This window comes from Bradyrhizobium sp. CCGB01, assembly GCF_024199795.1.
Lineage (GTDB): Bacteria > Pseudomonadota > Alphaproteobacteria > Rhizobiales > Xanthobacteraceae > Bradyrhizobium.
Map to the genome: position 1 here is coordinate 2,273,194 of NZ_JANADK010000001.1, position 23,713 is coordinate 2,296,906.

The 23,713-nt window shown below is 62.5% G+C and carries 17 protein-coding genes; 9 read left to right on the forward strand and 8 right to left on the reverse strand.

Annotation, left to right across the window (positions count from 1 at the left end):
- The first annotated feature begins 19 nt into the window (after nucleotides 1-19).
- Nucleotides 20-571, forward strand: coding sequence for a serine O-acetyltransferase (locus NLM25_RS10230; RefSeq protein ID WP_254136850.1), 552 nt, complete (start codon nucleotides 20-22; stop codon nucleotides 569-571).
- 265 nt (nucleotides 572-836) lie between these two features.
- Nucleotides 837-1,574, forward strand: a complete 738-nt coding sequence (locus tag NLM25_RS10235) for a bifunctional 2-polyprenyl-6-hydroxyphenol methylase/3-demethylubiquinol 3-O-methyltransferase UbiG (RefSeq protein ID WP_254116766.1) — start codon at nucleotides 837-839, stop codon at nucleotides 1,572-1,574.
- Nucleotides 1,575-1,640: 66 nt separating this feature from the next.
- Here NLM25_RS10235 and NLM25_RS10240 read toward each other — a convergent pair whose 3' ends face one another.
- Entirely contained in the window at nucleotides 1,641-6,002 is a 4,362-nt protein-coding gene (locus tag NLM25_RS10240) for an RHS repeat protein (RefSeq protein WP_254136851.1), read from the reverse strand.
- A 442-nt stretch (nucleotides 6,003-6,444) separates the two neighbouring features.
- Between NLM25_RS10240 and NLM25_RS10245 the strand changes: the two genes are divergently transcribed.
- Both NLM25_RS10245 and NLM25_RS10250 read left to right on the forward strand, forming a co-directional pair.
- Complete coding sequence (locus tag NLM25_RS10245) at nucleotides 6,445-7,572, forward strand: hypothetical protein (RefSeq protein WP_254136852.1); 1,128 nt, start codon at nucleotides 6,445-6,447, stop codon at nucleotides 7,570-7,572.
- Nucleotides 7,573-7,726: 154 nt separating this feature from the next.
- Nucleotides 7,727-8,950: a glycosyltransferase family 4 protein gene (locus tag NLM25_RS10250; RefSeq protein WP_254136853.1), complete on the forward strand. Its 1,224-nt coding sequence runs from the start codon at nucleotides 7,727-7,729 to the stop codon at nucleotides 8,948-8,950.
- Nucleotides 8,951-9,054: 104 nt separating this feature from the next.
- Here NLM25_RS10250 and NLM25_RS10255 read toward each other — a convergent pair whose 3' ends face one another.
- The 5 genes from NLM25_RS10255 to NLM25_RS10275 form a co-directional block, all read right to left on the reverse strand.
- Nucleotides 9,055-10,446: a hypothetical protein gene (locus tag NLM25_RS10255; RefSeq protein ID WP_254136854.1), complete on the reverse strand. Its 1,392-nt coding sequence runs from the start codon at nucleotides 10,444-10,446 to the stop codon at nucleotides 9,055-9,057.
- A gap of 72 nt (nucleotides 10,447-10,518) precedes the next feature.
- Nucleotides 10,519-11,730, reverse strand: coding sequence for a glycosyltransferase family 4 protein (locus NLM25_RS10260; protein ID WP_254136855.1), 1,212 nt, complete (start codon nucleotides 11,728-11,730; stop codon nucleotides 10,519-10,521).
- Between the two features lie 58 nt (nucleotides 11,731-11,788).
- Nucleotides 11,789-13,135, reverse strand: a complete 1,347-nt coding sequence (locus NLM25_RS10265; protein WP_254136856.1) for a glycosyltransferase family 4 protein — start codon at nucleotides 13,133-13,135, stop codon at nucleotides 11,789-11,791.
- A complete protein-coding gene (locus NLM25_RS10270) occupies nucleotides 13,018-14,310 on the reverse strand; it encodes a hypothetical protein (protein WP_254141148.1) in 1,293 nt (430 codons plus the stop codon). The genes NLM25_RS10265 and NLM25_RS10270 overlap by 118 nt, the downstream gene beginning before the upstream one ends.
- A gap of 159 nt (nucleotides 14,311-14,469) precedes the next feature.
- The gene (locus tag NLM25_RS10275; RefSeq protein WP_254136857.1) at nucleotides 14,470-15,699 is read right to left on the reverse strand and encodes a polysaccharide biosynthesis/export family protein; all 1,230 of its coding nucleotides are present in this window, start codon (nucleotides 15,697-15,699) and stop codon (nucleotides 14,470-14,472) included.
- Between the two features lie 537 nt (nucleotides 15,700-16,236).
- On the opposite strand from NLM25_RS10275, the gene NLM25_RS10280 reads away from it, so the two are divergent.
- Nucleotides 16,237-16,380, forward strand: coding sequence for a hypothetical protein (locus NLM25_RS10280; protein WP_254116774.1), 144 nt, complete (start codon nucleotides 16,237-16,239; stop codon nucleotides 16,378-16,380).
- Between the two features lie 11 nt (nucleotides 16,381-16,391).
- Here NLM25_RS10280 and NLM25_RS10285 read toward each other — a convergent pair whose 3' ends face one another.
- Both NLM25_RS10285 and NLM25_RS10290 read right to left on the reverse strand, forming a co-directional pair.
- A complete protein-coding gene (locus NLM25_RS10285) occupies nucleotides 16,392-17,552 on the reverse strand; it encodes a glycosyltransferase (protein ID WP_254136858.1) in 1,161 nt (386 codons plus the stop codon).
- 82 nt (nucleotides 17,553-17,634) lie between these two features.
- Nucleotides 17,635-18,750: a glycosyltransferase family 1 protein gene (locus NLM25_RS10290; protein WP_254136859.1), complete on the reverse strand. Its 1,116-nt coding sequence runs from the start codon at nucleotides 18,748-18,750 to the stop codon at nucleotides 17,635-17,637.
- Nucleotides 18,751-19,029: 279 nt separating this feature from the next.
- Here NLM25_RS10290 and NLM25_RS10295 point away from each other — a divergent pair, with 279 nt between their 5' ends.
- The 4 genes from NLM25_RS10295 (at nucleotide 19,030) to NLM25_RS10310 (ending at nucleotide 23,697) form a co-directional block, all read left to right on the forward strand.
- Nucleotides 19,030-20,049, forward strand: coding sequence for an NAD-dependent epimerase (locus NLM25_RS10295; protein ID WP_254116777.1), 1,020 nt, complete (start codon nucleotides 19,030-19,032; stop codon nucleotides 20,047-20,049).
- A 165-nt stretch (nucleotides 20,050-20,214) separates the two neighbouring features.
- Nucleotides 20,215-21,285, forward strand: coding sequence for a GDP-mannose 4,6-dehydratase (gmd, locus tag NLM25_RS10300; protein ID WP_254136860.1), 1,071 nt, complete (start codon nucleotides 20,215-20,217; stop codon nucleotides 21,283-21,285).
- The gene (locus NLM25_RS10305) at nucleotides 21,266-22,207 is read left to right on the forward strand and encodes a GDP-L-fucose synthase (protein ID WP_309143590.1); all 942 of its coding nucleotides are present in this window, start codon (nucleotides 21,266-21,268) and stop codon (nucleotides 22,205-22,207) included. The genes gmd and NLM25_RS10305 overlap by 20 nt, the downstream gene beginning before the upstream one ends.
- Nucleotides 22,208-22,383: 176 nt before the next feature.
- Nucleotides 22,384-23,697 carry a UDP-glucose/GDP-mannose dehydrogenase family protein gene (locus tag NLM25_RS10310; protein ID WP_254136861.1) on the forward strand — a complete coding sequence of 438 codons (1,314 nt, stop codon included), beginning with the start codon at nucleotides 22,384-22,386 and terminating at the stop codon, nucleotides 23,695-23,697.
- Nucleotides 23,698-23,713: the final 16 nt, after the last annotated feature.

Below are 23,713 nucleotides of genomic sequence, written 5' to 3' on the forward strand. Positions count from 1 at the left end.
GATGTCTTCAGGAGCGGGAATGGGCGAGGAGCGCCAGGCGGGAATTCCGTGGCGCGAGGACCTGATGGCAAACACCGGCAGGTCCGGCGTCGGTGCCGCCGTCATCGCCTTGCTCACGAGCCCCGGCTTTGCCGTGATCACGACCTGGCGCATCGCCAAGATGCTGCGCTTCCAGACCCGGTGGGGACACCAGATCACCTGGCTGCTCGTGCGCATGCTGATGCGGCGAGGCTGCTACATCTCGGTTCTCGCGGAGATCGGCCCGGGACTGATCCTGCCGCACCCGACCGGCGTCGTGATCGGCGAGGGCGCGCGGATCGGTCGTTCCGTCATGCTGTATCACAACGTGACCCTTGGCCGGCGCGCGTGGGACGAGCCGGGCTGTCCGACCATCGGCGACAATGCCGTCATCTACACGGGCGCCGTGCTCGTTGGCCCGATTACGCTGGGTGCAGGCGTCAACGTCGCGGCCAACGCGGTCGTGACGCGTGACGTTCCGCCGAATGCCGTCGTTGCGGGCGCACCGGCGCGGGTCGTGCGCGCGGAAGCACCGGGAAGAATGCGCGCCTGAGTGATCGGGAACTCGCGGTGCGTGGCTGCGGCCGCGCCGGTCGTCGCAACGAGTTCCCTGTCCGGAGTTCAGCAAGAGCTCCAATCAAATTCACTTGCACTAATTGAAAGCAGATAGCCGGCACGGCGAGCAGGCGCAGGTTCCATTGCGAGTTCTGTCATTCGTGATGGCGATCAAATGCGCGCCCGCCAGAGCCGGTCACAATTCTGATGGTTTGCGATGTATAGTTGTGTCTGGAAACATCTCAGACACCGAGGGCAAGCCGATGTCGTCGATCATCACGGATTTCTCGCAGGTCTATCCCTATCTCGACGGCTCGAAGTTCAAGGACACTATCGTCGTGCAGTATGGGGGCGACGGAGACGTCAGATACAGATGCGACGTCCTGGTCGACATCTGCAGGGGCAAGCGGGTCCTGCACGTCGGGTGCTGTGACCACCTGCCGCTGATCAAGCGCAAGATCGACAACAGGGATTGGCTCCACGGCCTGATCACGGAGTGCTCCGAATACACGGTCGGTGTCGACATCGACGCGGAAGCCGTGCGGGAGGCGTCGCGAATTTCCGGGCTCGACAACATGGTCGCCGGCGACGTGACATCGGGTGAAAAGATCGAGGCGGTATCCAGCCGGAAGTTCGATATCGCCGTGTTCGGCGAAGTCGTCGAGCACATTCCGAATCCGGTCGCGTTCCTGTCGCGCTTCAGGGAGAACTACGGCGACGTCGTCGACCAGATCGTGATCACCGTTCCGAATGCCTTCAGGGGCGGAAACATCAAGGGCATCCTGCAGAACGTCGAGACGATCAACAGCGATCACCGGTTCTTCTTCACGCCCTATACGATCGCGAAGGTCGCAATCGACGCCGGCTACGCGCCGGTCGAGGTGAAGATGGCGACTTTCATGCGCGCCGGAAGGCTGAAGTCGATGCTGCTGCGGCAGCTCCCGCTGCTGGCCGAGGACATCATCTTCATCGGTGCGGCCACGGCTTCGCGGCCGCACTGACGTCGTTTCACCTGTTCGTTCCGCTGACTTCGCCGGCAGGCGTGCCTGCCGGCAAGATCGCGTGCGTCAGACGAACAGGAAGTTGCCGTGATCGAGCGTGGTCGAGTTCACGTTCTTCAACACGATCGAGTCGGTCGTCGAGAGCTGGATCAGCGTATCCGAGCCCGACTGCGAAATCTGCAGGTGGCTGTAGTCGGCCACCAGCGATTTGAGAATCTCGATCGTGTCGTGGTTGGACGCTGTTCCGGCGTGGAAGCTCTTGATCTGGTCGTTGCCGCCGTCGAACATGATGGTCGTGGTGCCCGGCGCCGCGGAGAAGACGTCGTTGCCGCTTCCGCCATTCAGCGTCAGTCCCGCGCTCACCGCCGTGACAGTGTGGGTGCCGTCACTGTTGGCCACGTCGATCGAGAGCAGGGAGCCGCTGGTATTGTAGCTGTCGTGCTCGACGGCACCCGGCAGGCCGGAGACCTTGAACTTGAAGACATCCGAGCTGCCATCGGCGTTGTTGACGGTCTCGGTCGTCTTGACCCCGGTGCTGTCGTAGACATCCGTGATCTTGCTGCCGTCCGATTTGAGGACCTGCGTGTAGTCGAGCGTGCCGTCCGCATGCGAGCGTTCGACTGAGGTCACCTTGTTCGAGGCGTCGAGATGCTGATGCTCCGTGACGTAGCTCTTGCCGGTGATGTTGTACGCATAGTTGTCGTGGCTGCCGTCGGCATTGTTGACGTAGGCCTTGGTCTTGACGCCCGACGAGTAGATGGTCGTCGAGTTCGATCCGTCCTTGTTCAGCACGTAGTCGCTGGTGAGGTCGCCGCTGCTGTCGAACAGCTTGGTGTCCTTGGACCCGTCGGCGTTGACGACGTAGATCGACGTCGGCAATCCGTTCGCGTAGTTCGAGGTCGTGACGTCGCCGCCCGCGGTCTTGACGACGTGCTGGGTGACGTCGCCGGACGAATTGTAGGTGTCCGTCGTGGTCGACCCATCGGTGCCGTTGAGGACCTCGCTCGTCTTGTGACCGTTGCTGTCATAGAGGTCGGTGACCTTGCTGCCGTCGCTGTTGATCACCTGCTTGTAGGCAAGGGTGTCGTCCGCGTGGAGGCGGGTCAGGCTGGTCAATGTGCCGGCGGCGGTGGTGTGCTGGATCTCCGTCGTGTAGCTCTGGCCGGTGATGTTGTACCAGGTGTTGTCGTGACTGCCGTCGGCGTTGGTGACGTAGACCTTCATCTTGACGCCGGCCGTATAGACCGTGTTCGAGGATGAGCCGTCCTTGTTCTGGATCAGGTCGGTGGCGATCTTGCCGCTGGAATCGTACAGCTTGGTATCCTTCGATCCGTCGGCGTTGACGACATAGACCGATGCCAGCAGCGGGCCGTTGTAGTTCGTCGTGGTGACGTTGCCGGAGCTCGTCTTGGCGATCTCCTGCTTCAGCGCTCCGGTCGATGGATCGTAGGTGTCGGTGGTCGTGACCGTCGAGGTGATGGTGACGACCGAGGTCTTGTGACCCGTGGAGTCGTACTGGGTCGTGACCTTGCTGCCGTCGCTGTTGATCACCTGGTTGTAGGCCATCGTGCCGTCGGCATGCGTGCGGCTGACCAGCAGGAGCCGTCCGCTGGCGTCGATGTGGTCGTGCTCGTTGGTGTAGGACTGGCCGCTGATGTTGTAATAGTAGTTGTCGCGGCTGCCGTCGGCGTTGGTGACGTAGACCTTCGTCTTGACGCCGGCCGTGTAGATCGTGTTCGAGGACGAGCCGTCGCTGTTCTGGGCCAGGTCGCTGGCGATGATGCCATTGGAGTCGTACAGCTTGCTGTCCTTCGACCCGTCGGCGTTGACCACGTAGGACGACACCAGCAGCGAGCCGTTGTAGTTCGTCGTGGTCACGTTGCCGGTGGTCGTCTGCACGATCGTCTGCTTGAGCGCGCCGGCCGCGGTGTAGAGCTCGGTCGTCGTGGCCGACGACGTGACGGTGATGACCGAGGTCTTGTGGCCCGTGGAATCGTACTGGGTCGTGACCTTGCTGCCGTCGCTGTTGAACACTTGGCTGTAGGCCATCGTGCCGTCGGCATGCGTGCGGCTGACCGACACCAGCTTGTTGTTCGCATCGAGATGGTCGTGCTCGCTGGTGTAGGACTGGCCGGTGATGTTGTAGTAATAGTTGTCGTGGGTGCCGTCGGCGTTGGTCACGTAGGCCTTGGTCTTGACCCCGGCCGTATAGAACGTGTTCGACGACGAGCCGTCCTTGCTCTGGACCTGGTCGCTGGCGATCTTGCCGCTGGAATCATACAGCTTCGATTGCTTGGACCCGTCGGCGTTGACCACGTAGACCGACGCCAGCAGCGAGCCGTTGTAGTTCGTCGTGGTCACGTTGCCGGAGGTCGTCTGCACGATCTGCTGCTTGAGCGCGCCGGCCGTGGTGTAGAGCTCGGTCGTGGTGGAGGTCGACGTGACGGTGATGGCCGTAGTCTTGTGGCCGGTCGAATCGTACTGGGTCGTGACCTTGCTGCCGTCGCTGTTGAACACCTGGCTGTAGGCCATCGTGCCGTCGGCATGCGTGCGGCTCACCGACAGCAGCTTGCCGCTCGCGTCGAGCCGATCGTGCTCGCTGGTGTAGGACTGGCCGGTGATGTTGTAATAGTAGTTGTCGTGGCTGCCGTCGGCGTTGGTGACATAGGACTTGGTCTTGACACCCGCGCTGTAGAGCGTGTTCGAGGACGAGCCGTCCTTGTTCTGGACCATGTCCGCGATCAGATTGCCGCTCGTATCGTAGGTCTTGGTGTCCTTGTTGCCGTCAGCCGAGATGGTGACGTCGCGCACCATCTTGCCGCCGCTGTAGGCGATATTGTCCGACGACCCGTCGGCGTAGTTCGTGACCTTGCTGGTGATGACGCCGTTCGTGAAGTTGGACGTCGCGGTCGACTGCAGATTCGCCGAGGAGTCGTAGATCTTGGTCACGCTCCAGGCCGCGGTGGAGTTGGTGACGGAGAACTGATAGCCGCCCTGGATGGCCGCCAGCGCCTTGGCGTAGTGCGAGATCATGTATTCCATGGTCGCTTCGGAGGCGACCGGAAGGACATGGGTGTCGGTCAGCGTGATCGTCTCGAGCGAGCCCGAGGCGTTCAGGTCGGACATCTGCGACACGATGTCGGCGGCGGTTCCGCTGACGTCGGTCACGGCGGGCTCGGCTTCACCGCCCCCCGCGGGAGCGTCGATCTCGATGATCAGGGGGTGATCCGAGACCGGAACCACGATCTGGCTGACGTCGGTGTAGGTGGCGATCGGCGAGCTGCCCTTTAACGGGTCGTAAACGCTGATCAGGTGGTGGACGCTGCCGAGGTTGACGGTGACCGACGTGGTCGGATTCGAGATCTCGGTGTCGGTGGCGTCGTTCCAGATCTTGGGCTCGGCCCAGACCACCAGTTCATAGGCACCGTTGCTCTTGCCGAGAACCATGCTGTTGCCGGTCGCCGGCAGACCGTCGAGCGTGTAGTTCAGCGAGGCCGTCGGCGTGTGGCCGCCCTTGCCGTCGTCGGCCAGGATGGTCGTCAGATTGTGGATGGCCGTGGCCGCGAGCTTGGGGGTTCCGTCGCTGTTGAACAGGCCCCAATGCGACTCCGGATCGGACGCATCGTTGGTCGCCGAGGCGTCGAGCAGCTGATACAGATAAGTGGTGCCGACGCCGCCCTTGTAGGCATCGACCAGCGTATTCAGGATCGACTTCGCCTGCACGTTCTCGCTGGCGCCAATATAAGGTGTGTCGCTCTTGGTGGTGTAGCCGGTCTCGGTGATCACGACCGGATCGCTGCCGGTGACCGACGTGGCATTGCCGAGCAGGGCCTGGAGGGCGGCCGCCGGCGTCAGGCTCGTGCTGACATAGGCGTGGGAGTTGGCGTAATCGGTCGCTCCCGAGAGGTCGCCGAGCTTCACGTAGTCGGTGGAGTCGTTGAAGCCCAACGACAAGTTGTAGACCGAAATCTTGCTCAGCGTGGCATCGGCCTTGATGGCGTTGTAATAGGCAGCCTGGAACTGCGCCGCAGCCTCGATGCTCGAGCTTCCATTGTAGCTGAACGAATAGAGGTTGATCTCGTTGAGGCCCTCCATCGCGTCGACGCTGCCGGGATGGCTGGTCGCGAAAGCCTTGACGGAGTCCAGATAGGCCTGGAGCGCGGACGTGCCGCCCTCCGGCACGCTCGACGGAACCACGAAGTCGAACGTGTAGCCGTCTTTCGCGAGTCCATCGAGGATCGGTTGTGCCGACGGGCTCGACGCAAGTCCGTCTCGCAGCTTCGTGACGCCGAGATATTTGAGGTCGTCCTCTACGAGGGCGAGGTTGTTGTAGGCCCCCCACGAATAACCAGTGTGGGTATTGACGCCGATGGAACTGATAAAGGTGCTCGCCGACAGGATCGTCTGATCAGGTGATGCGGTAGTCATCGGTATTCCAAAGCCTTTTCTGGAGCGCGAGATTTCGTTGCCGCTTGTGTCTGTCGTATCGGCCAATCTCTGTTTTTCGAGTTGGTGAGATCGGTAAAAATGGACGCACCCCGGTGATTTTCTTGCCGAGGAGTCCTGCACGATGCGGACCAGTGCACGAATCTGCTTGGACTGAGTTTGATTTCTGATTCACCACGTCAATGTGCTGTCAGCGTGACGTCGGCATGGCGATGCAACGACGATGTTCGATCGATGTTGTGCCGGTGCCTAATCGAAACGCATTTGCTTGTCGCACAGGCAACTCTGCTCGATTGCTTGAGCGCAATTAAGCCTATGGCCAGAGCAGGTCGAATTGCCTAGAAGCGGCTGGCCGTAGATACACGGATCGAATTTCGAATGTGACACTTGTTCTGCGTGGAGCGCTCGACGGGAGTCTTCCGAAATGTCCCGAAGCAACGAGGGAGTCAGCAAGCGGATGCGATGGAACTTTCTCCAGCAGATCAGTGCGTTCCTTTTTGTCGCAGCCATGAGCGTGCCGGCATCGTTGCCTGCCGAAGCGCTCGAGTGGGGCGTGAGCAGTCCGTCATCGATGCGAAAGGATCCCGAGCCGGTCTTTCGCGTGATGAAGGAGCGAGGCTTCACGGTATTCAGGATCGGCGTCAATCTGACGAAGGACACCGAGCAGACGGAAGGTCCGATGCTCGAGAACGCCGTCCGGCTGGCGAAGGTTTACGGGATAAAGCTGCAGCCGGTGCTGGGCCTTCCTTTCCGTTGGGGCGACCGCACCGATGGCGGCCGCTATCCCGCAGGCGATCGCGACGCCCTGTATCAGCAGGGATACACCCGGACCTACGACTTCGTGCGGCAATTCAAGAACGAGATCGATCAATGGGAATTGGAGAACGAGATCAACCTCGTTGCGCGGGGCAGGGACGACAAGCGCCTCTTCGGTAGCGGAACGACCGCTGCGGAATTCGAGATGCCGGCCATGGAGGACTGGGCCGCCGTTCTGCGTGGAGCGTCCGACGCGATCGACCGGATCAACCAGGAGAGCGGGCTGCACATCAAGAAGATCCTGAACACGACGTCCACCATGTTCGGCTTTCTCGATTTCATGGAGCAGCGCGGCGTCCGCTACGACCTGATTTCCTATCACTATTATGAAGTGCTGGGACAAAGCCCGCATCGTGCCTGGAACGGCTGGAACCCGCGCTTCGATCTGTTCAAGAAGCTCGCCTCCTATCGCCGGCACGTCCTCTTCAACGAGGTCAATTGTGGCGAGATCTACAAGCCCGACTATGGAAATGCGCCCGGAGATACTGCAACCGAGCGTTGTCTCCAGAATTTGAACAGCATGTTGACGGCCATCCGTGATCAGAAGGACGTAGCGATCGACAGTGTCAGCATCTACGAGATCGTCGATGAACCCGGCAAGAAGCCTCCGGAAAACCGCTTCGGCCTGATGTACGATTTGAATCGCCCGAAAGTGGCCCTCTATCTCGTGTCACGTTTTGCCGGGGGCAAGCTCACCCCGGCGGAAGCCGCCGAGCTTCAGAAACGCGGCTTTTGAAGCCGCTTTTGATGCCGGGGCGGAGTGTCGCAGATCCGCAACGTCAATATGTTAGGCGCGCAACGCTGTTGCGGGCAAACCGCTAGCACGGCATGGAATTTGCCGCTAAGCACTGACCGAAATGTCGTTGATCGAACGGAGTAAGGCCATTCCCATGCAGGATCCCGCCCCGAATGTCATGTTTCTGGTTGAGGTCGTGAATTGCAATGACGGGATTGCATCCTATTGCGAGACCTTGGCCACGGGACTGCATGGCCGGGGCGTGCAGATTCACCTGGTGTCCGGCGCCGTGCGCTCGGACGAGAAATCCGAATACAAGCGCCAGAAGCTGGCGGCGGCCGTCAAGGAATGGCTTGTCGTCCCCGGACTTCGGAAGCTGCCCTCGCTGTCGATCTTCATGCAGCTGCTGAAGCTGATACGGAAGAACAACATCACCGTGATCAACGTCCACGGGCTGGGCATGCTGATGTGGGGCAGGCTGCTCGCGCTGCTCACCGGCGCGCGCTGCGTCGCGACCTATCATCCCTCGGTGCTTGGCAACATCGAGAAGGTGCAGAATGCGCCGCAATCGACCTTCAGCCCGGTCCAGGTCCTGTTCTTCAACCTGTTCTTTCCCCACACCCTCATCCTGATGTCGGAGGAATCGCTCCGGCATCTGCGCCGCTACGTGCTGTTCGGCAAGAACCGGATCGCCAAGGTCTATGGCGGCGTCGACACGGTGCATTTCCGCCCGCCCTCGGATGCCGAGCGCCGCGATGCGCGCGCGAAATTCGGCGTCGCCGACGGTGAGTTCATGTGCCTGCTGGCGGCGCGTCTCGCCTGGGTGAAGGGCCACGACCTCCTCATCAAGGCGGCGCGCAAGATCCGCGACGGCGCCAGCCCGTCGCCGATCGACATCAAGTGCTACTTCGTGGGCAGCGGCGGAGCCGAGCGCGAGAAGGAGATCAAGTCGTTCGCCTTCGCCGACGAGAAGGACAAGGACACGTTCAAGTTCCTCGGCTTCATGGGCGACGTCCGTGAAATTCTCTGGGCCGCCGACGTGTTCGCGCTGCCGAGCCGGTTCGAGGGATTCCCGCTCGGCGTTGCCGAAGCCATGGCGACGGGACTGGTGCCGGTCAGGACGCCGGCGGGCGGCGCGACCGATCAGATCATCCAGGGCCAGACCGGCTTCATCGTGCCGTTCGAGGACGTCGATGCGCTTGTGGGCGCGCTCGAGAAGGTGGCCGATCCGGCGATGCGCGCCGCGCTGTCGCGCAATGCCCTGGCGCGTGCCCAGCAATATTTCGGCGTCGGTCCGATGGTCGACGAGACCCTCAAGATCTACGGCTTGACCGGCGATGTCAGCGGCAATTCGCTGGCGCATGCGGTGAAGGCCTAGGGCATTTTCGGTTCTGATTGCATCAGAACCGAAGCGCTGGATTGTTGATTGACGCGCTTTCTTCACGCGAGCCGGTATCCGCTTCGCTCGAAAACGCTCTAATTCTAGCTGCGCGCCGAAGCCAGCAGATCGCCTCGCCACGTCACCAGGACGACGGCGAGGCCGGCAAAGGCGGTCTTTCCCGCAAGCCAGAACAGGGAGTCCGACGGAGCTGCCGCGAGCATGGCGACCGCGGCGGCCGCGACGCTTGCTTCCACGATCAGCAGCGCCCGTGGCGCTGCCCGGAACCGGATCAGCGGACCGCTTGCGAACAGGATGATGAGCGCCGTGGCCAATGCCGCGCTCGCGATCTGTCCGGCCACCGATATGTGCAGCAACGCTCCGATCGAGGATGCCGCCGACACGAGCAGCAATTGGCACGCTGCGACGACCACCAGCCTCGTGGCCGATTTGGTCAGATGCGGCACGATCGCGAGCGTGGCCTGAAGGTGGGTGTGGAGGAAGTAGAAGATCGCGGCAATCGGCGCTGCGTTGAGGAAATCGACCAGCAGATCGGCCGGGACGAACAGATGCGCCGCATCGGGCAGGAGGCCGATCAGTCCGCCCAGCATCACGATCGTCGCGCACAGGATGAATTCGAGCATGCGCGCGGTCGCCCTGCGCGCTTCGCCGTCGACGCCGCGCTCGAACTGGACCACGACATTGGGATAGCAGACCGTGTGAATGGCGGCCACCAGGACGGAGAACGGGCGTTGCAAAAGGTCGATCGCCATCGAGAAGCCGGCGGCGCCCGTCGAGGCCCGCCCCAGCGTGGCGATCACGATCAGGCGCAGCGTGACGGGCACGGCGAGGTGAATGACGGAGGCGGCCGCGGCCATGATGCCGTAGCGGCAGAAATTGCCCCAGTCCGTCAGCAATGCATGTCGCGACGCGCGCTGGAGCGACGTGCGATGCACGGCGAGGCTCATCAGAAGCACCGCGCCGTAGCCCGAGGCCATGCCGCACAGCGTTGCCGCTGCCGTGCCGTAGAGCTGGGCGCCCGCGACAGCGCCGGCCAGCAGCACGCTCGCGCGCAGGATCAGCAGGGCGGATGCGGTCCCCAACCGGTCGGAGACGCGGACGATCATGAAATAAAGGTCGGTGGCGCCTTGCAGCACAGCCATCGCCAGCGCGAGGGCGACGACGCTTGTCTCGAGCGTGCCCACGAGGCCCGCCACGGCGCCGACGAGCAGCAGCACCAGCGCGCTGACCAGCCCCGCGGCGAACAGCGAGAAGCGCAGACGCGCGGCCTCTTCTCCGGAAGCGGCGGCGAGGAAACGAACGCCGGCCAGTTGCAGCCATTCGAACACGAAGACGCAGAACAGCTGGCTCGTCGCCAGCGCCAGCGAGAACGAGGTGTACTGGGCCGGCGAGAGGATATGGCTGACGGCGAAGATCAGAACGATCGCGGACGCACTCTGGTAGATATAGCTGCCGAATGCGAGCAGGCTGATCATGTCTGGCGACGCGTGAGGGAGAACATGGTGGGATGATTGGAGAGAGTCGTCGGCATCTGCGTTCGGCCTGCGCTACGTGCGAGGCATGCCGCGGCCGCGCATGAGCTGGTTGTAGACGTTGCGATAGCCGGCGACCACGTCGTCAAAGGCCCATTTGTCGATGCCCGACTTCAATCGTCCGCTCATCTCCACGATCTGCTGGGGCGCGTCGACGATCGCCGCAATGTTCTTGGCGATCGAGTCCGGATCGGGAGACGTCAACCAGCCGGTCAGGCCGGGCTTGATCGCCTCCTGGATGCCGCCGAACGGCGTGCCGAGCAGGGGCTTGCAGGCGGCTTGCGCGTCGGCGACGACGAGCGGGCTTGGATCTTCCCAGACCGAGGGTACGACCACGACGTTCACCTGCTCGTAGAACTGCTTCGGCTGGACGAAGCCGAGAAACTCGATCCGTGCATTGGGGGCGAGGCTCTTGATGTGCTTGCGCTGGCTGTCGGACGCATGGCCCGCGATGACGAGCCGGATTCGTTCGGGCGGGATCGTCGCGATGGCGCGAACGAGATTGTAGATGCCCTTCTCCTCGGTCAGTCGCCCGATGAAGCCGAACGTGACGGTGCCGTCGATCATCGTGTTTTCGTCGCTGCCGACGTCGGCGGTCGAAGCGTTGCGAATGACGATCTTCAACGGCGTCTGCGTGAACAGGCCGAGCTGGGTATGGATGTCGAGAATGCGCTGGCTGACGCCGACGACGGCGTCCAGATGCCGCGTCGCCCCGCGACGGCGAAAGGTCAGGAGCTGACAGCTCATGCAGCTCGATTCGCAGGCGTGCCCGTCCGAGAAGCGCGAGCAGCGCGGGCAGGTGAGATAATAGTCGTGAAGCGTGTGCAGGACCGGAATGCCCATCTCTGCCGCGGTCCGCCACACCGCCGTCGTCAGGCCGGAGAGATTGTTGGAGTGCAGGATGTCAGGCTTGAAGGCTTTGATCCGCGCCGCGACGAGCGCCGACATCTGCTGCCAGTCCTCGATCGCGTGCCAGATGCCGCGTACCGGCGAGCTGTGCTGCTTGGCGAAAGGGAAGTAGATATTGTGCACGGGCGCCGAATACACGTCGATGCCGTTGCAGGTCTCCATCTGCTGGTTCGATGCGGACGCGGCACGTATCACTTCCACGCTGCCGTTCTGCCCGACCAGGGTCTCGGCGAGGCGTCGGACAAAAGTTTCCGCGCCCCCGACCACTTTCGGTGCCAACGGCGTCGGATAGAGGGATGACGTGATAAGGATCTTCATCGAAAATGTCTGTCCAGCTATCCTTGCCAAATGGCTTTGCTGAAATCTCCGTTTGGGCTTATGGCCGGTTGGTTCGATTGTTGTTCAAATAGACGTCCAAATATTGTCCGGTCACTGAATCCGCAGAGAACCTCTCGGCAAATCCTGGCTGGGGAGGCCGGGCGGTTTTCCAGCGCGACCGCTCGTTGACTGCCTTCAGCATCAATTCTCCCAATCGCTTGTGATCGTTGGGCTCGTAGGACCCAACCATATTCGAAAACCCCGCGATCTCAGGAATCCCACCCGCAGTCGAACAAATTGTTGCCCGGCCTGCGTTGATGCTTTCGATCAACGTCCGCGGCAGAGGCTCCGGCCAGACCGAACTCACCAGGCAGACGTCGATGCTGGCATAGAATTCGGCTGCCTTGGCAAAGCCAAGCCATTCGACCTGCCTTCCGCTGCGGCTTTTTAGCCCCCGCACGTAATCCTCAAGCCCCTTTCCGGCAATTTTCAGTTGCCAACCCTCCGCGGGCAGCTGCTCGGCGGCTTTTAGGACTACTTCGATACCTTTTTCAGCCTCGAGCCTGCCGATGAACCCGAATATCAGGTCATCCGAGCTTGAAGCTGGTGACGGCACCACGGAGGTGGGATCGGCGATGTTGAAGATGACGCGGCTGTCCGTGCCGGGGAAATATTTCAGCCTGGTGTGCTGGTCGAGCACGAACTGGCTGTTCGAGACCACCGCATCGACCATGCGCGAGGCCAGCAAATAGGGCGACGTCATGGCGGCGCAGACGGTGCAGCGCTGTGCGCATGTCGCATCGCCCCGAAACAGCGTCGAGCGCTTGCAGAGCAGGGAATAGTCGCGCAGCGTGTGCACGATCCTGATGTTGCGCCGCTTGGCTTCCGACCACAGCGAGACCGAGAAACCCGTAAGGTTGTTGGTGTGGACGACGTCGGGCTTCTCGATGTCGAGAATTTCGGCGAAGCGCGCCGCGGACCTGCGATTCCAGGTGTCCTGCAGATGCCATTTCAGGCGCTGGACCGAGGAGGGCTTCCTGTCGTTGCCGAACGGCCAGTAGTCGTTGTCCATCGGCACACGGTAGACGCGCACGCCCTTGAGTTCGTCGATGGTGCGATCCTGCTTGTTCTGAAGGCAGACCACCGACACCTGGTGGCCGCGCTGAGCGAATGACTCCGCGAGCAACGACACAGACACTTCGGCGCCCCCGATGATTTCGGGCGGATAGAGCGTGTTAACGATCAGTATTTTCAAGGTAGCCCCGGATTCAGCAGCTCGCCGCAGCATCAGTTCGATGGCCGGATCTCGAAATCCGGCACGGCCGTGCCCTTGATGCTGACAAGCAACGGCGTTGTCGATAGCGCCGTCCACGCGCCGGCGGCAGGGCCCGGCGCTTGCTGACATACATAGCTGATCTCGGCATTAGGTTCCGTATTTTTTAATCGAACTTCGAAGCGCCTGGACGCGGTCTCCGTCCAAAGCGCCAGTTTGGTTTCCGATCCGCTGTCACTCCGGATCTGCACGACGCCCGGCGCGGGCGTGGTGCGCGTTGCCTTCAGGCTGGTGCGGATGAAGGCCCAGCTCTCGCGAATGGAACACACGGCGGGCTTCGGCGAATTGTCGAAATGATAAATGCCGAAATTGTCCTCCAGTTCGCCAGGCTTCGTCCCGCTGTCCTTCAGCTCGTAAAGCCATATCCCCTTGAGCCAGGAACTGGCGGTCGAGGCCCAGAGAATGATCTGCGCCATGTTGTCGGCGGCAAGCTGCTCGGTCACGCCGCATTTCGCGCTTGGCGTCGGCCAGCCCGTTTCGGTCAGATAGATCGGATAGTCGGGATTGCCGGTCGCCTGTGCGACGCGTTGATGAAGATTTTGCAGCCGCTCGATCGCCTCAGCCGCGGTGCGCCCGGCCGGTGATGAGCAATGGTTATAGATGTGGATGGACATGCCGTCCGCGACGCGCAGCACATCGGTCTTCAAGAGCGCGTCGGTCCATTTCCAGCCCGGATCGTCGCCGAGCGCGCCCACCACGAAGGGTGCGGAGGGCACCGCCTGCTTGACCGCGGGCTGCACCAGGCGAGCGAGCGTCACGTAGTTCTCGACGGTGAAGAGCGGCTCTGCGCGCGCCCTGAGATTGTACTCGTTCCACAATTCGAAGATCGGCCGACGGTTGGCGACCGCCTGCGCGGCCGCCGTGGCATAGGTGACGAATCTCTGGCGCGCTTCGTCGGTCGTCGGCGGATCGGAGTTCGGGACGAGGTGATGGCCGGTGCCGAGAATGAGCAGCGGGATTCCGCCGCTGGTCCTGATCTGGGTCTCGAGGCGGCCGTTCAGCGCATTGAAGCCGAGCCGCTTGCCGGGCAGCTCGAAATCCGACCAGGGGAAGTCGTCGCGGAACGAGGTGACCCCGAGCTCCTTCATCTGCTTGACGGCCGTCGCGGGCACGTAGCCGCGGGCGCTGGTGACGCCGCCGAGGCCCTGGTGCGTGCCGACGCCCAGCAGGAAGCGCTGATCGAGCGGCTGCGCATTCTGCGCGTTGGCAGGATATGAGAGGCTGGCCGCGACGCAGAGCCCGCACATCAACATCCGGAAACGACGCAGGGCGCGCTTCCTGTTTTGCTCGGTCACGCTCGTGTCCACTCCTGCTCGCGTCAACCCGACAAGGCTAATACTCTTCTGTGGCCCCAATGCGGTGGGGCGCCTTGTCTGCGCGCTCGTCATTGAGCGCGCTGAGTTGGGCTATTTGGAGTTCACGACCACCGAGCTGATGTTGTCCGCGTTGGCGGTTGCCGCGTTCAACGGGAGCATGAGCTTGATGAATTCGGTCGACGGCGATTCCGCCACCGAAATCACGTCATGATCGCGCATCCTGAACGTATCCGCCTGGAACCAGCCGTCCGGCTTGCTCATGTCGAACTTGTAGACGGCGGGGACGGTCTTCGTCGGGAACTGGGATACGGCGATGCCGATCTTCTCCAGCAGCGGCTTGGGCTCGAAACGGTAGACGTAGATGGACTTGGAGTCCGCACGGGCGCCGTCGAGGCCGCCCGCCTTCGCGATGGCTTCAGCCAGCGACATGTTGTCGTTCTCGAACGAGAAGCGGCGATTGTTGGTGCCGCCGATCGAGCCCGGAGACGGCGTCGAACCGAACACCATGTAGACGCGCGGAATGCGGGTCAGGAAGACCACGTCGCCCGGCGCGAGCAGCGCATCCTCGTTGGGATTGTGCACCACCGAGGACATCGTCTCGCTGTAGGTGCGGCCCTCGCGCTTGATCGTGATCGTGCTCTCGTAGGACGGATATTTCGGGCCGCCGGCGCGCGCGATCGCGCCCATCAGGCGAATCCCGCCCGGATCGACCGGGAAGCGGAGCGGCGAGTTGACTTCGCCGAGCACGCTGATCTGGTTGCCGCGCTGTTCGGCGACGCTCACGACGGCCTGCGGATCGATGGCGCGGTCCTTGAGACGCTCGCGGATGATGTTCGAAACGGCGCGCGGCGTCAGCCCTGCGACCTTGATCGATCCGGCGTAGGGGATGTTGATGTTGCCGGACTGGTCGACCTGCTGTCGCGGAATGTCCACGAAGTTGCCCGGACGCACGCCGGCTTCGCGCGGAATGAACAGGCCGCCCGCCTGCGCTTCGTAGACGGTCACGGTGACGATATCGCCGATGCCGATCGTGACGTCGCGATAGTTGCCGCCGGGGAGGCGGGAGAACACCATTCCGGAGGAGTCCGTGAACGCGTTGGTCGCCTGCAGGATCGCCGGATTGACCGGCATCAGGGCATAGGCAAGCGGCGCGGTCGGCTCGGTGATGAGCGCGGCATTTGTTTGCGTTGCGACGGCATCAGGAGCGTCTAATGGAATGAAGCTACCGCAACCCGTCAAGGAGACGCTGATCGCAGCAACGGCAAGGATTCGGCTAATACCGAAATCGAAATCAAAACGTTCGGTCTTAGCCACCGGCATTCCCTCGTACTCGTCTAAAATCGGAATCACCGTACAAATCCCGTGCTGCGGAGTCACTGCTACGTCTTCGACTTTATGGTAAAGCACTTATGCCTGTGACCTTATTGCAACTTGTGAACCGCGATATACGCGCGAATTACTGTCCAATTTTTGTGCGGAGTATCTTTTTTCTATGCAGTTCGCAAACTAGACATGCGCGTGTCAGATCGATGTCACGAATGAGGCTGCGATATCTCGCGTCAGCCGCGCGCGGCGATGAAGCTGCACATGCGACGGCGTCGCCGCGTGATGATATCGCGATAAACTTCAAGTGTTGGATTCGAGCGTGAGCTAACCCTGCGTTGTGGTTTCGTCGTCTTGCGACGGACGTGGCGTTCGGGCTGTGGTCTCGCCGGATCGTTCGACCAATATTTCTGCGAGGGGATTCCACCTCCGTTAACGCTTAGATTTGGAAGCTGGCGTCACGCTGGTGTCCGTAAGGTCTTCCTAATCCCGATCCGGCTAGTGGTCGGTCAAACAAAAGGGAAGGCGAAGACGATGTTGCACACCGGATCACTGCTGTTTGCGGCCGGCTTTCTCACTTGCGCGATGGTGGTCATGTTCGCAATCGCTTGGTCCTTCTCCGACAACCGCGTGAATGACGGCGAGTTTGCGCAGGGCGATGCCCGGCGGATGGCCTGATCGGCCGATCGCTACGATCGCACATTGTTCGGGATGTCGGACTGCAGTTTCGCCTGCTGCCCGGATTCGCTCGTCCGCACATGCAGGACGTCGGCATAGACCTGGCTGAGGGTGCGGTGGGTCTGCTCGATGTCGTAGAGGCGGGCAAAGCGCTCATATCCGGCACGGCCGACCGTAGCCAGGTCCAGCCTGGTTGCGCGCTGAAAACCTTCAACCAGCTTTTCGGCCGAGACTTCGTCGCACAGCACGCCCGTCGCATTGTCTTCGACGATCTCCGGCAGGGCGCCGATGCGGAAGGCAATGATCGGCTTGGCCGCCCGCATCGCCTCGATCGCGACCAGGCCAAACGCCTCCCAGCGCGAGGGTATGGCGACCATGTCGGCCTGGTCGAGTTCGGCCTCGATCTGGTTGCGGTTCATCCAGCCCAGAAACGAGACGTTGGCGGGCAGGTCGCTCCTGCGGAATTTGCTGACGACCGAGGCGCCGATGAGGCGCACGTCGAGCTTGTCTCCGAGCGCGCGCGCCGCCTCGATCAGGAGATCGTAGCCCTTTTGACGGTCGAGGCGTCCGATGAAGAGGACCTTGATCTTGTCCGACCGCCACGGCGCCGCGCCCTTGTCGAGCGCGGGGCGCTGCTTGGAAATCCCGTTGTGCACAAGAGCGAGGCGCTTTGCCGCGATTCCGACCTGCCTGGCATCGGCCTGCTCGCTTTCCGAGATGCAGACGATGCGGTGGGTGAATTTCGACAGCACGAGCTCGGTGAATTTCGTGACCTCGCGGCTGAGGCGGCCGGTCTCGCGGCCGAAGGCCCAGCCGTGCGGGCAATAGACGATGCGCGAGCGCCGATAGGTGAGCCAGAGCACCGGGCGCACCACGAGCCCGGCGAAGGACGAGTGCAGATGGATGATGTCGGGCTGAAGCTGCCGGACCGCGCGCATGGTCGCAAACAGCATGCGAAACAGGCCGACCGCGTTGCGGCCGTCGCGCGGAAACGTGGTGACGGCGTCGTCCTCGATATTCACCAGGTCGCCGCGATGGTCGGAGGGAACGACATAGTTGACGTTCCCGCGGCCGAAGCTCGCGCTCTGATGCGGATGCAGCTCGTTGAGGTAGGTCGCGATGCCGCCACGGACCGTTTCGGCGACATGCAGAATTTTCAGGCCGCTGGACAACGGTCATTCCTTCCTTGTCTTGAAGACGCCGGAACTTGCAGGCGCACGTCTAACGCTCCTGGGCAGCAATAATTGGGCCGCATCATGGTTTCGGGCGACCGGGTGCGGTGTGCGGCGCCGGTTTGGCGAGGAACTCGAGCATCGCTGCGGCGGACTTGGCCCAGGAATATGTCGTCAGGCGCTGCCGCTGCTTCTCCTGTTCCGCCGGCGAAATCCTGCCGAGTGCGATTCTTTCGCGCATCCGTGCCGACAGCTCGTCCGCGTCGAGCGGATCGAAATAGACGGCGGCATCGTCGCAGGTCTCGCGCACGGCGTCGGCGGAACTCGCGATGACCGGGCAGGCGAAGAACATCGCCTCCAGAGGAGGCACGCCGAATCCCTCGTAAAGGCTCGGGAACACGAACGCCGCGGCCCGGGAGAACAGCGCCGCGATCTCCTCGTCCTTCAGGCGCCCGGCGATGACAACGCCGGCCCTCGATTCCGCGGCAGCGCCACCAAACACCTTGCTGTTGTCGCCTCCGACCACGACCAGAGGAAACTCGGCGCGGCCAAGCCGCTCGGCGGCACGAATGGCGGTCTCGACATTCTTGTTCTTCGTCATCGAGCCGACGAAAAGGAAGAACTGATGGGGCGCGAGATGCAGCTTGTCGATGATCGAAAAGTCGGGCGCGACGGTCGCGAAATGTTCTGCGCTGTTGGCAATGACGGGAATCGAGGCGGGATCCAGCGACAGCACCTCGGCAAGTTCGTTGCGCGAAAACGCGGAAACTGTTGCGATCGTTGCCGTGCGCGCCAGCAGATGGCCGAGCGTCCGATGCAAAGCGAGGTAGCGCCAGCTGAAGAAGTCCGGCCGCCGGAAAACCTGCGCGTCGTGAATCACGACGAGATGGTCGCGGTGGAGAACCGGACCGGAATTGGCGAGGCTGACGAGGCGCGTGCCGGCCGCGGCGCGCGCCAGATCGATCTGGTCCCACGCGTGCCCCTGCAATGAGCCGACCTGCTTGATGGTGATGCGGCGAAGACCGGGAAGCGTCTGCGCATTCGGCGGCGCCAGGATCTGCCACTCTGCATCCAGCAGTTGCTGTGGAGCCTCTCCGCTCGCGAGCAAGCGGTCCATCGCCTTGACGATCTCGGCTGCGTAGCGCTGCACGCCCGTTAGCGATTGTGACAAAAACCTGCCGTTGATGGAGAGTTTCAAAGTCGATCTTTTTCTTTGCGGGATGTTGCGTGTCTGTTGCGCGAACAATGCCTCAAGACTGGGCATCGCGCCGAATATGCGTTCGATGACGTGTAGCACAAGTGGGCGCTATCGTCAGAGCATCCTCGCAGGCGGATAGCATGCGGTGATGCATGACGCCATCATGTTTCCTACACATTTCGATGCGCTTACATGGGCCGAGTGATTTGATGATTGTCGTGACTGTCCAAACCTTGCCTCTCATGTCCTGGTCTGGCAATGCTTCGCGGAATGAACGAGATGACAACTTTGCGGCCAGTGATCGTGACCGGCGCTGCCGGCTTTATCGGAATGCATGTTTGTGAACGACTGTTGGCACGTGGCGAGCAGGTCGTTGGCATCGACGCATTCACTCCGTATTACGATCCCGCGCTGAAGCGTGCGCGTCTCGCAACGCTCGAGCACCATCCAGGGTTCAAATTCTACGAGATCGATCTCTCGGATTTCGACGCCGTGACGCGCGTCTTCGACGAGGTCTCGCCCGATCGCGTCGTGCATCTGGCAGCGCAGCCCGGCGTGCGCGCGTCGATCGACGATCCCATCACCAGCATCCGCGCCAATTGTGACGGCTTTGTCACCGTGCTCGAAGCCGGCCGGCGCCATGGCCTGGCGCATCTGGTCTACGCCTCGTCGAGCTCGGTGTATGGCGCCAACCGCACCTTGCCGTATTCGACCGAGCACTCGGTGAACCATCCGGTCAGCCTTTATGCCGCGAGCAAGAAGGCCAACGAACTGATGGCGCATACGTTCGCGCATGTTCACAAGCTGCCGGTGACCGGGCTTCGCTTCTTCACCGTCTACGGCCCGTGGGGCCGGCCCGACATGGCCGCCTATCTGTTCACGCGTGCGATCTTCGCGAATGAGCCGATCAAGATTTTCAATAATGGCGACATGTGGCGCGACTTCACCTATGTCGACGACATCGTCGAAGGCGTGATCCGCACGCTCGATCGGCCCGCGACGCGGAATCCCGCGTGGAAGGCCGAGCAGCCGGAAAACTCGACGAGCTATGCGCCGTATCGCGTCTACAACATCGGCAACAACAGGTCGGTCAACCTGATCGAGTTCGTCGAGACGCTCGAGAAGATCATCGGCAAGCCCGCGATCCGCAAGCTGCTGCCGATGCAGGCCGGCGACGTCCTGGAGACGCGCGCCGATATTTCGGCGCTCCAGCGCGATGTCGGTTTCTCGCCGTCGACGTCAATCGCGGACGGCCTTGGCCGCTTCGTCGAATGGTATCGAGAGTACCACGGCGTCTGATCCTGCGATCGGCGGCACCGCGCGCCGGTCGGGAACGCCGGTTCTTGTGCCGGTTCTTGCGCTTTTGGCCGCCGGCGACCTTGTCAGCGGGCGCGAACGGTGGTTATCCCGTCCTCTGAATCTCTTTGACCCGGAACCAGGCGCAGGCCCAAAGCTGAGCGGATCATGGCTGAGCGGATCGCTCTCATCACCGGCGTTACCGGTCAGGACGGCGCCTATCTCGCCGAATATCTGCTGTCGCTCGGCTATGTCGTGCACGGCATCAAGCGGCGCTCGTCCTCGTTCAACACCGCGCGGGTCGACCATCTCTACCAGGACCCGCATGTCGGCAACGTGCCGTTCCTGATGCACTATGGCGACATGACGGACTCGACCAATTTGATCCGCCTGGTGCAGCAGATCCGGCCGACCGAGATCTACAATCTGGCGGCCCAGAGCCACGTCGCCGTCAGCTTCGAGAGCCCGGAATACACCGCCAATGCCGACGCCATCGGCGTGCTGCGCCTCCTGGAAGCGATCCGCATCCTCGGCATGGAGAAAGAGACGCGGTTCTACCAGGCCTCGACCTCCGAGCTCTACGGCCTCGTGCAGGAGATCCCGCAGAAGGAGACCACGCCGTTCTATCCGCGCTCGCCCTACGGCGTCGCAAAGCTCTACGGCTACTGGATCACGGTGAACTACCGCGAGGCCTACGGCATGTTCGCAAGCAACGGCATCCTGTTCAACCATGAGAGCCCGATCCGCGGCGAGACCTTCGTCACCCGCAAGATCACGCGCGGCGTCGCGCGCATCGAGGTCGGGCTCGAGGACACGCTTTATCTCGGCAATCTCTCGGCCAAGCGCGACTGGGGCCATGCGCGCGACTATGTCGAGGGCATGCACATGATCCTCCAGGCCGACACGCCCGACGACTTCGTGCTCGCCACCGGCGAGATGCGCTCGGTACGCGAGATGGTCGAGCTGTCCTTTGCGCATGTCGGCCGCCGCATCGAATGGCGCGGGATGGGCGTCGAGGAGACCGGCGTCGATGCGAAGAGCGGCAAGACGGTGGTGAGGATCGATCCGACCTATTTCCGTCCGACCGAGGTCGATCTCCTCGTCGGCGATGCCAGCAAGGCGCGGGACAAGCTCGGCTGGAAGCCGAAGCGCAGCTTTGCCGAGCTCGTCGCGGAGATGATGGCCAGCGATCTGGCGGAGGCAAAACGGGACGCCGGCCGTGGCAAGCGCAGCGTTTGAGCTGAGCGGCAAGACCGTCTACGTCGCCGGCCATCGCGGCATGGTCGGCAGCGCGATTGCGCGTCGGCTGGCGCGGGAGGACGTGCAGCTCGTCACGGTCGACCGGCGCGAGCTCGATCTGTGCAACCAGGCCGCCGTGTTCGACTGGTTCGCGACAACGCGGCCGCAGGTGATCTTCCTCGCCGCCGCCAAGGTCGGCGGCATCGTCGCCAACGACACGCTGCGCGCCGAGTTCATCTACGACAACATCGCGATCGCGGCGAACGTGATCCAGGCGGCGCATCGGAACGGCGCCGAGAAGCTGATGTTCCTGGGCTCGTCCTGCATCTATCCAAAACTGGCGCCGCAGCCGCTGCGCGAGGATTCGGTGCTGACCGGCCCGCTGGAGCCGACCAACGAGCCTTATGCCATTGCCAAGATCGCCGGCATCAAGATGGCGGAGGCCTATCGCAGCCAGTATGGCAGCGACTTCATCAGCGTGATGCCGACCAATCTCTATGGCCCCGGCGACAATTATCATCCGGAACTGAGCCACGTCGTCGCCGCGCTGATCCGCCGCTTCCACGAGGCGAAGGTCGCGGGCGCGCAGCGTGTCGCGGTGTGGGGCACCGGCACGCCGCGGCGCGAGTTCCTCTATGTCGACGACATGGCGGATGCCTGCGTACACCTGATGAAGACCTATTCCGGCGCCGGCCTCGTCAACATCGGCACCGGCGAGGACATCACCATCGCCGAGTTCGCGCGTGTCGTGGCTGACATCGTCGGCTACCGCGGCGAGATCGGCTTCGACACCTCGCGCCCCGACGGCACGCCGCGCAAGCTGCTCGACGTCAGCCGCCTCACAAAGCTCGGCTGGCGCGCCACGACCTCGCTCGAGGACGGCTTGAAGCGCGCTTACGAAGCGTACCTGTCGCATACGTAGAATGCAGCCACTGCATGTCGCGTATTTCAGGAGTCATCCGCAACGCCTGTCACGCGCGGCGGTTAAGGTTTATTCGGTACGCGACGCAACCTGCCCTAATGTTGGGCGTGCGGCCGGATAGAGAAATGGTCTAGGGTGTTCGGTGGAACATCCGTCTTCAACGGAAAGAGTTTTTCATGCGAATCGCGATGATCGGAACGGGCTATGTGGGACTGGTGTCCGGAGCCTGCTTTGCGGATTTCGGTCACGACGTCACCTGCGTCGACAAGGACGAGAAGAAGATCGCAGCGCTCCATCGCGGCGAGATCCCGATCTACGAGCCCGGCCTCGACGAGCTGGTCGCGACCAATGTGAAGGCGAAGCGGCTCGACTTCACCACCGACCTGTCGAAGCCGGTCGCGGACGCCGACGCCGTCTTCATCGCGGTCGGCACGCCGTCGCGCCGCGGTGACGGCCACGCCGACCTGTCCTATGTCTACGCCGCCGCGAAAGAGATCGCGCAGTCGCTGTCGGGCTTCACCGTGGTCGTGACCAAGTCGACCGTCCCGGTCGGCACCGGCGACGAGGTCGAGCGCATCATCCGCGAGGCCAATCCGTCGGCCGATGTCGTCGTCGCCTCGAACCCCGAATTCCTGCGCGAGGGCGCGGCGATCCGCGACTTCAAATATCCCGATCGCATCGTGGTCGGCACCTCCGACGAGCGCGGCCGCAAGGTGATGGGCGACGTCTATCGCCCGCTGTCGCTGAACCAGGCACCGCTGATGTTCACCGCGCGCCGCACTGCCGAGATGATCAAATACGCCGCGAACGCGTTCCTCGCGACCAAGATCACCTTCATCAACGAGATCGCGGATCTCTCCGAAAAGGTCGGCGCCAACGTCCAGGAGGTCGCGCGCGGCATTGGCCTCGACAACCGCATCGGCACCAAGTTCCTGCATGCCGGTCCGGGCTTCGGCGGCTCGTGCTTCCCGAAGGACACCAAGGCGCTGATCAAGATCGCGCAGGACTACGACGTCTCGCTGCGCATCGTCGAATCCGTGCTGGCGGTCAACGAGAACCGCAAGCGCGCGATGGCGCGCAAGGTCGGCCAGGCGCTCGGCGGTAGCTTGCGCGGCAAGACCATCGCCGTGCTCGGCCTCACCTTCAAGCCCGACACCGACGACATGCGCGATGCGCCGTCGATCCCGCTCGTCACCGGCCTGATCGACATGGGCGCGACGGTCAAGGCCTTCGATCCCGTCGGCATGGAGCAGGCCAAGGGCGAGCTGCCGAACATCATTTATTGCGAGGACGCCTATTCCTGCGCTGAAGGTGCCGATGCGCTCGTCATCGTCACCGAATGGGTGCAGTTCCGCGCGCTCGATCTTGACCGGCTGAAGACGACCATGACGCAGCCCATCGTCGTCGACCTCCGCAACATCTACCGTCCCGAAGACATGGAAGCCGCCGGCTTCGTCTATGAGAGCGTCGGGCGGTCGTCCCAGGCCTAGCGCCGCGCCAGCGACG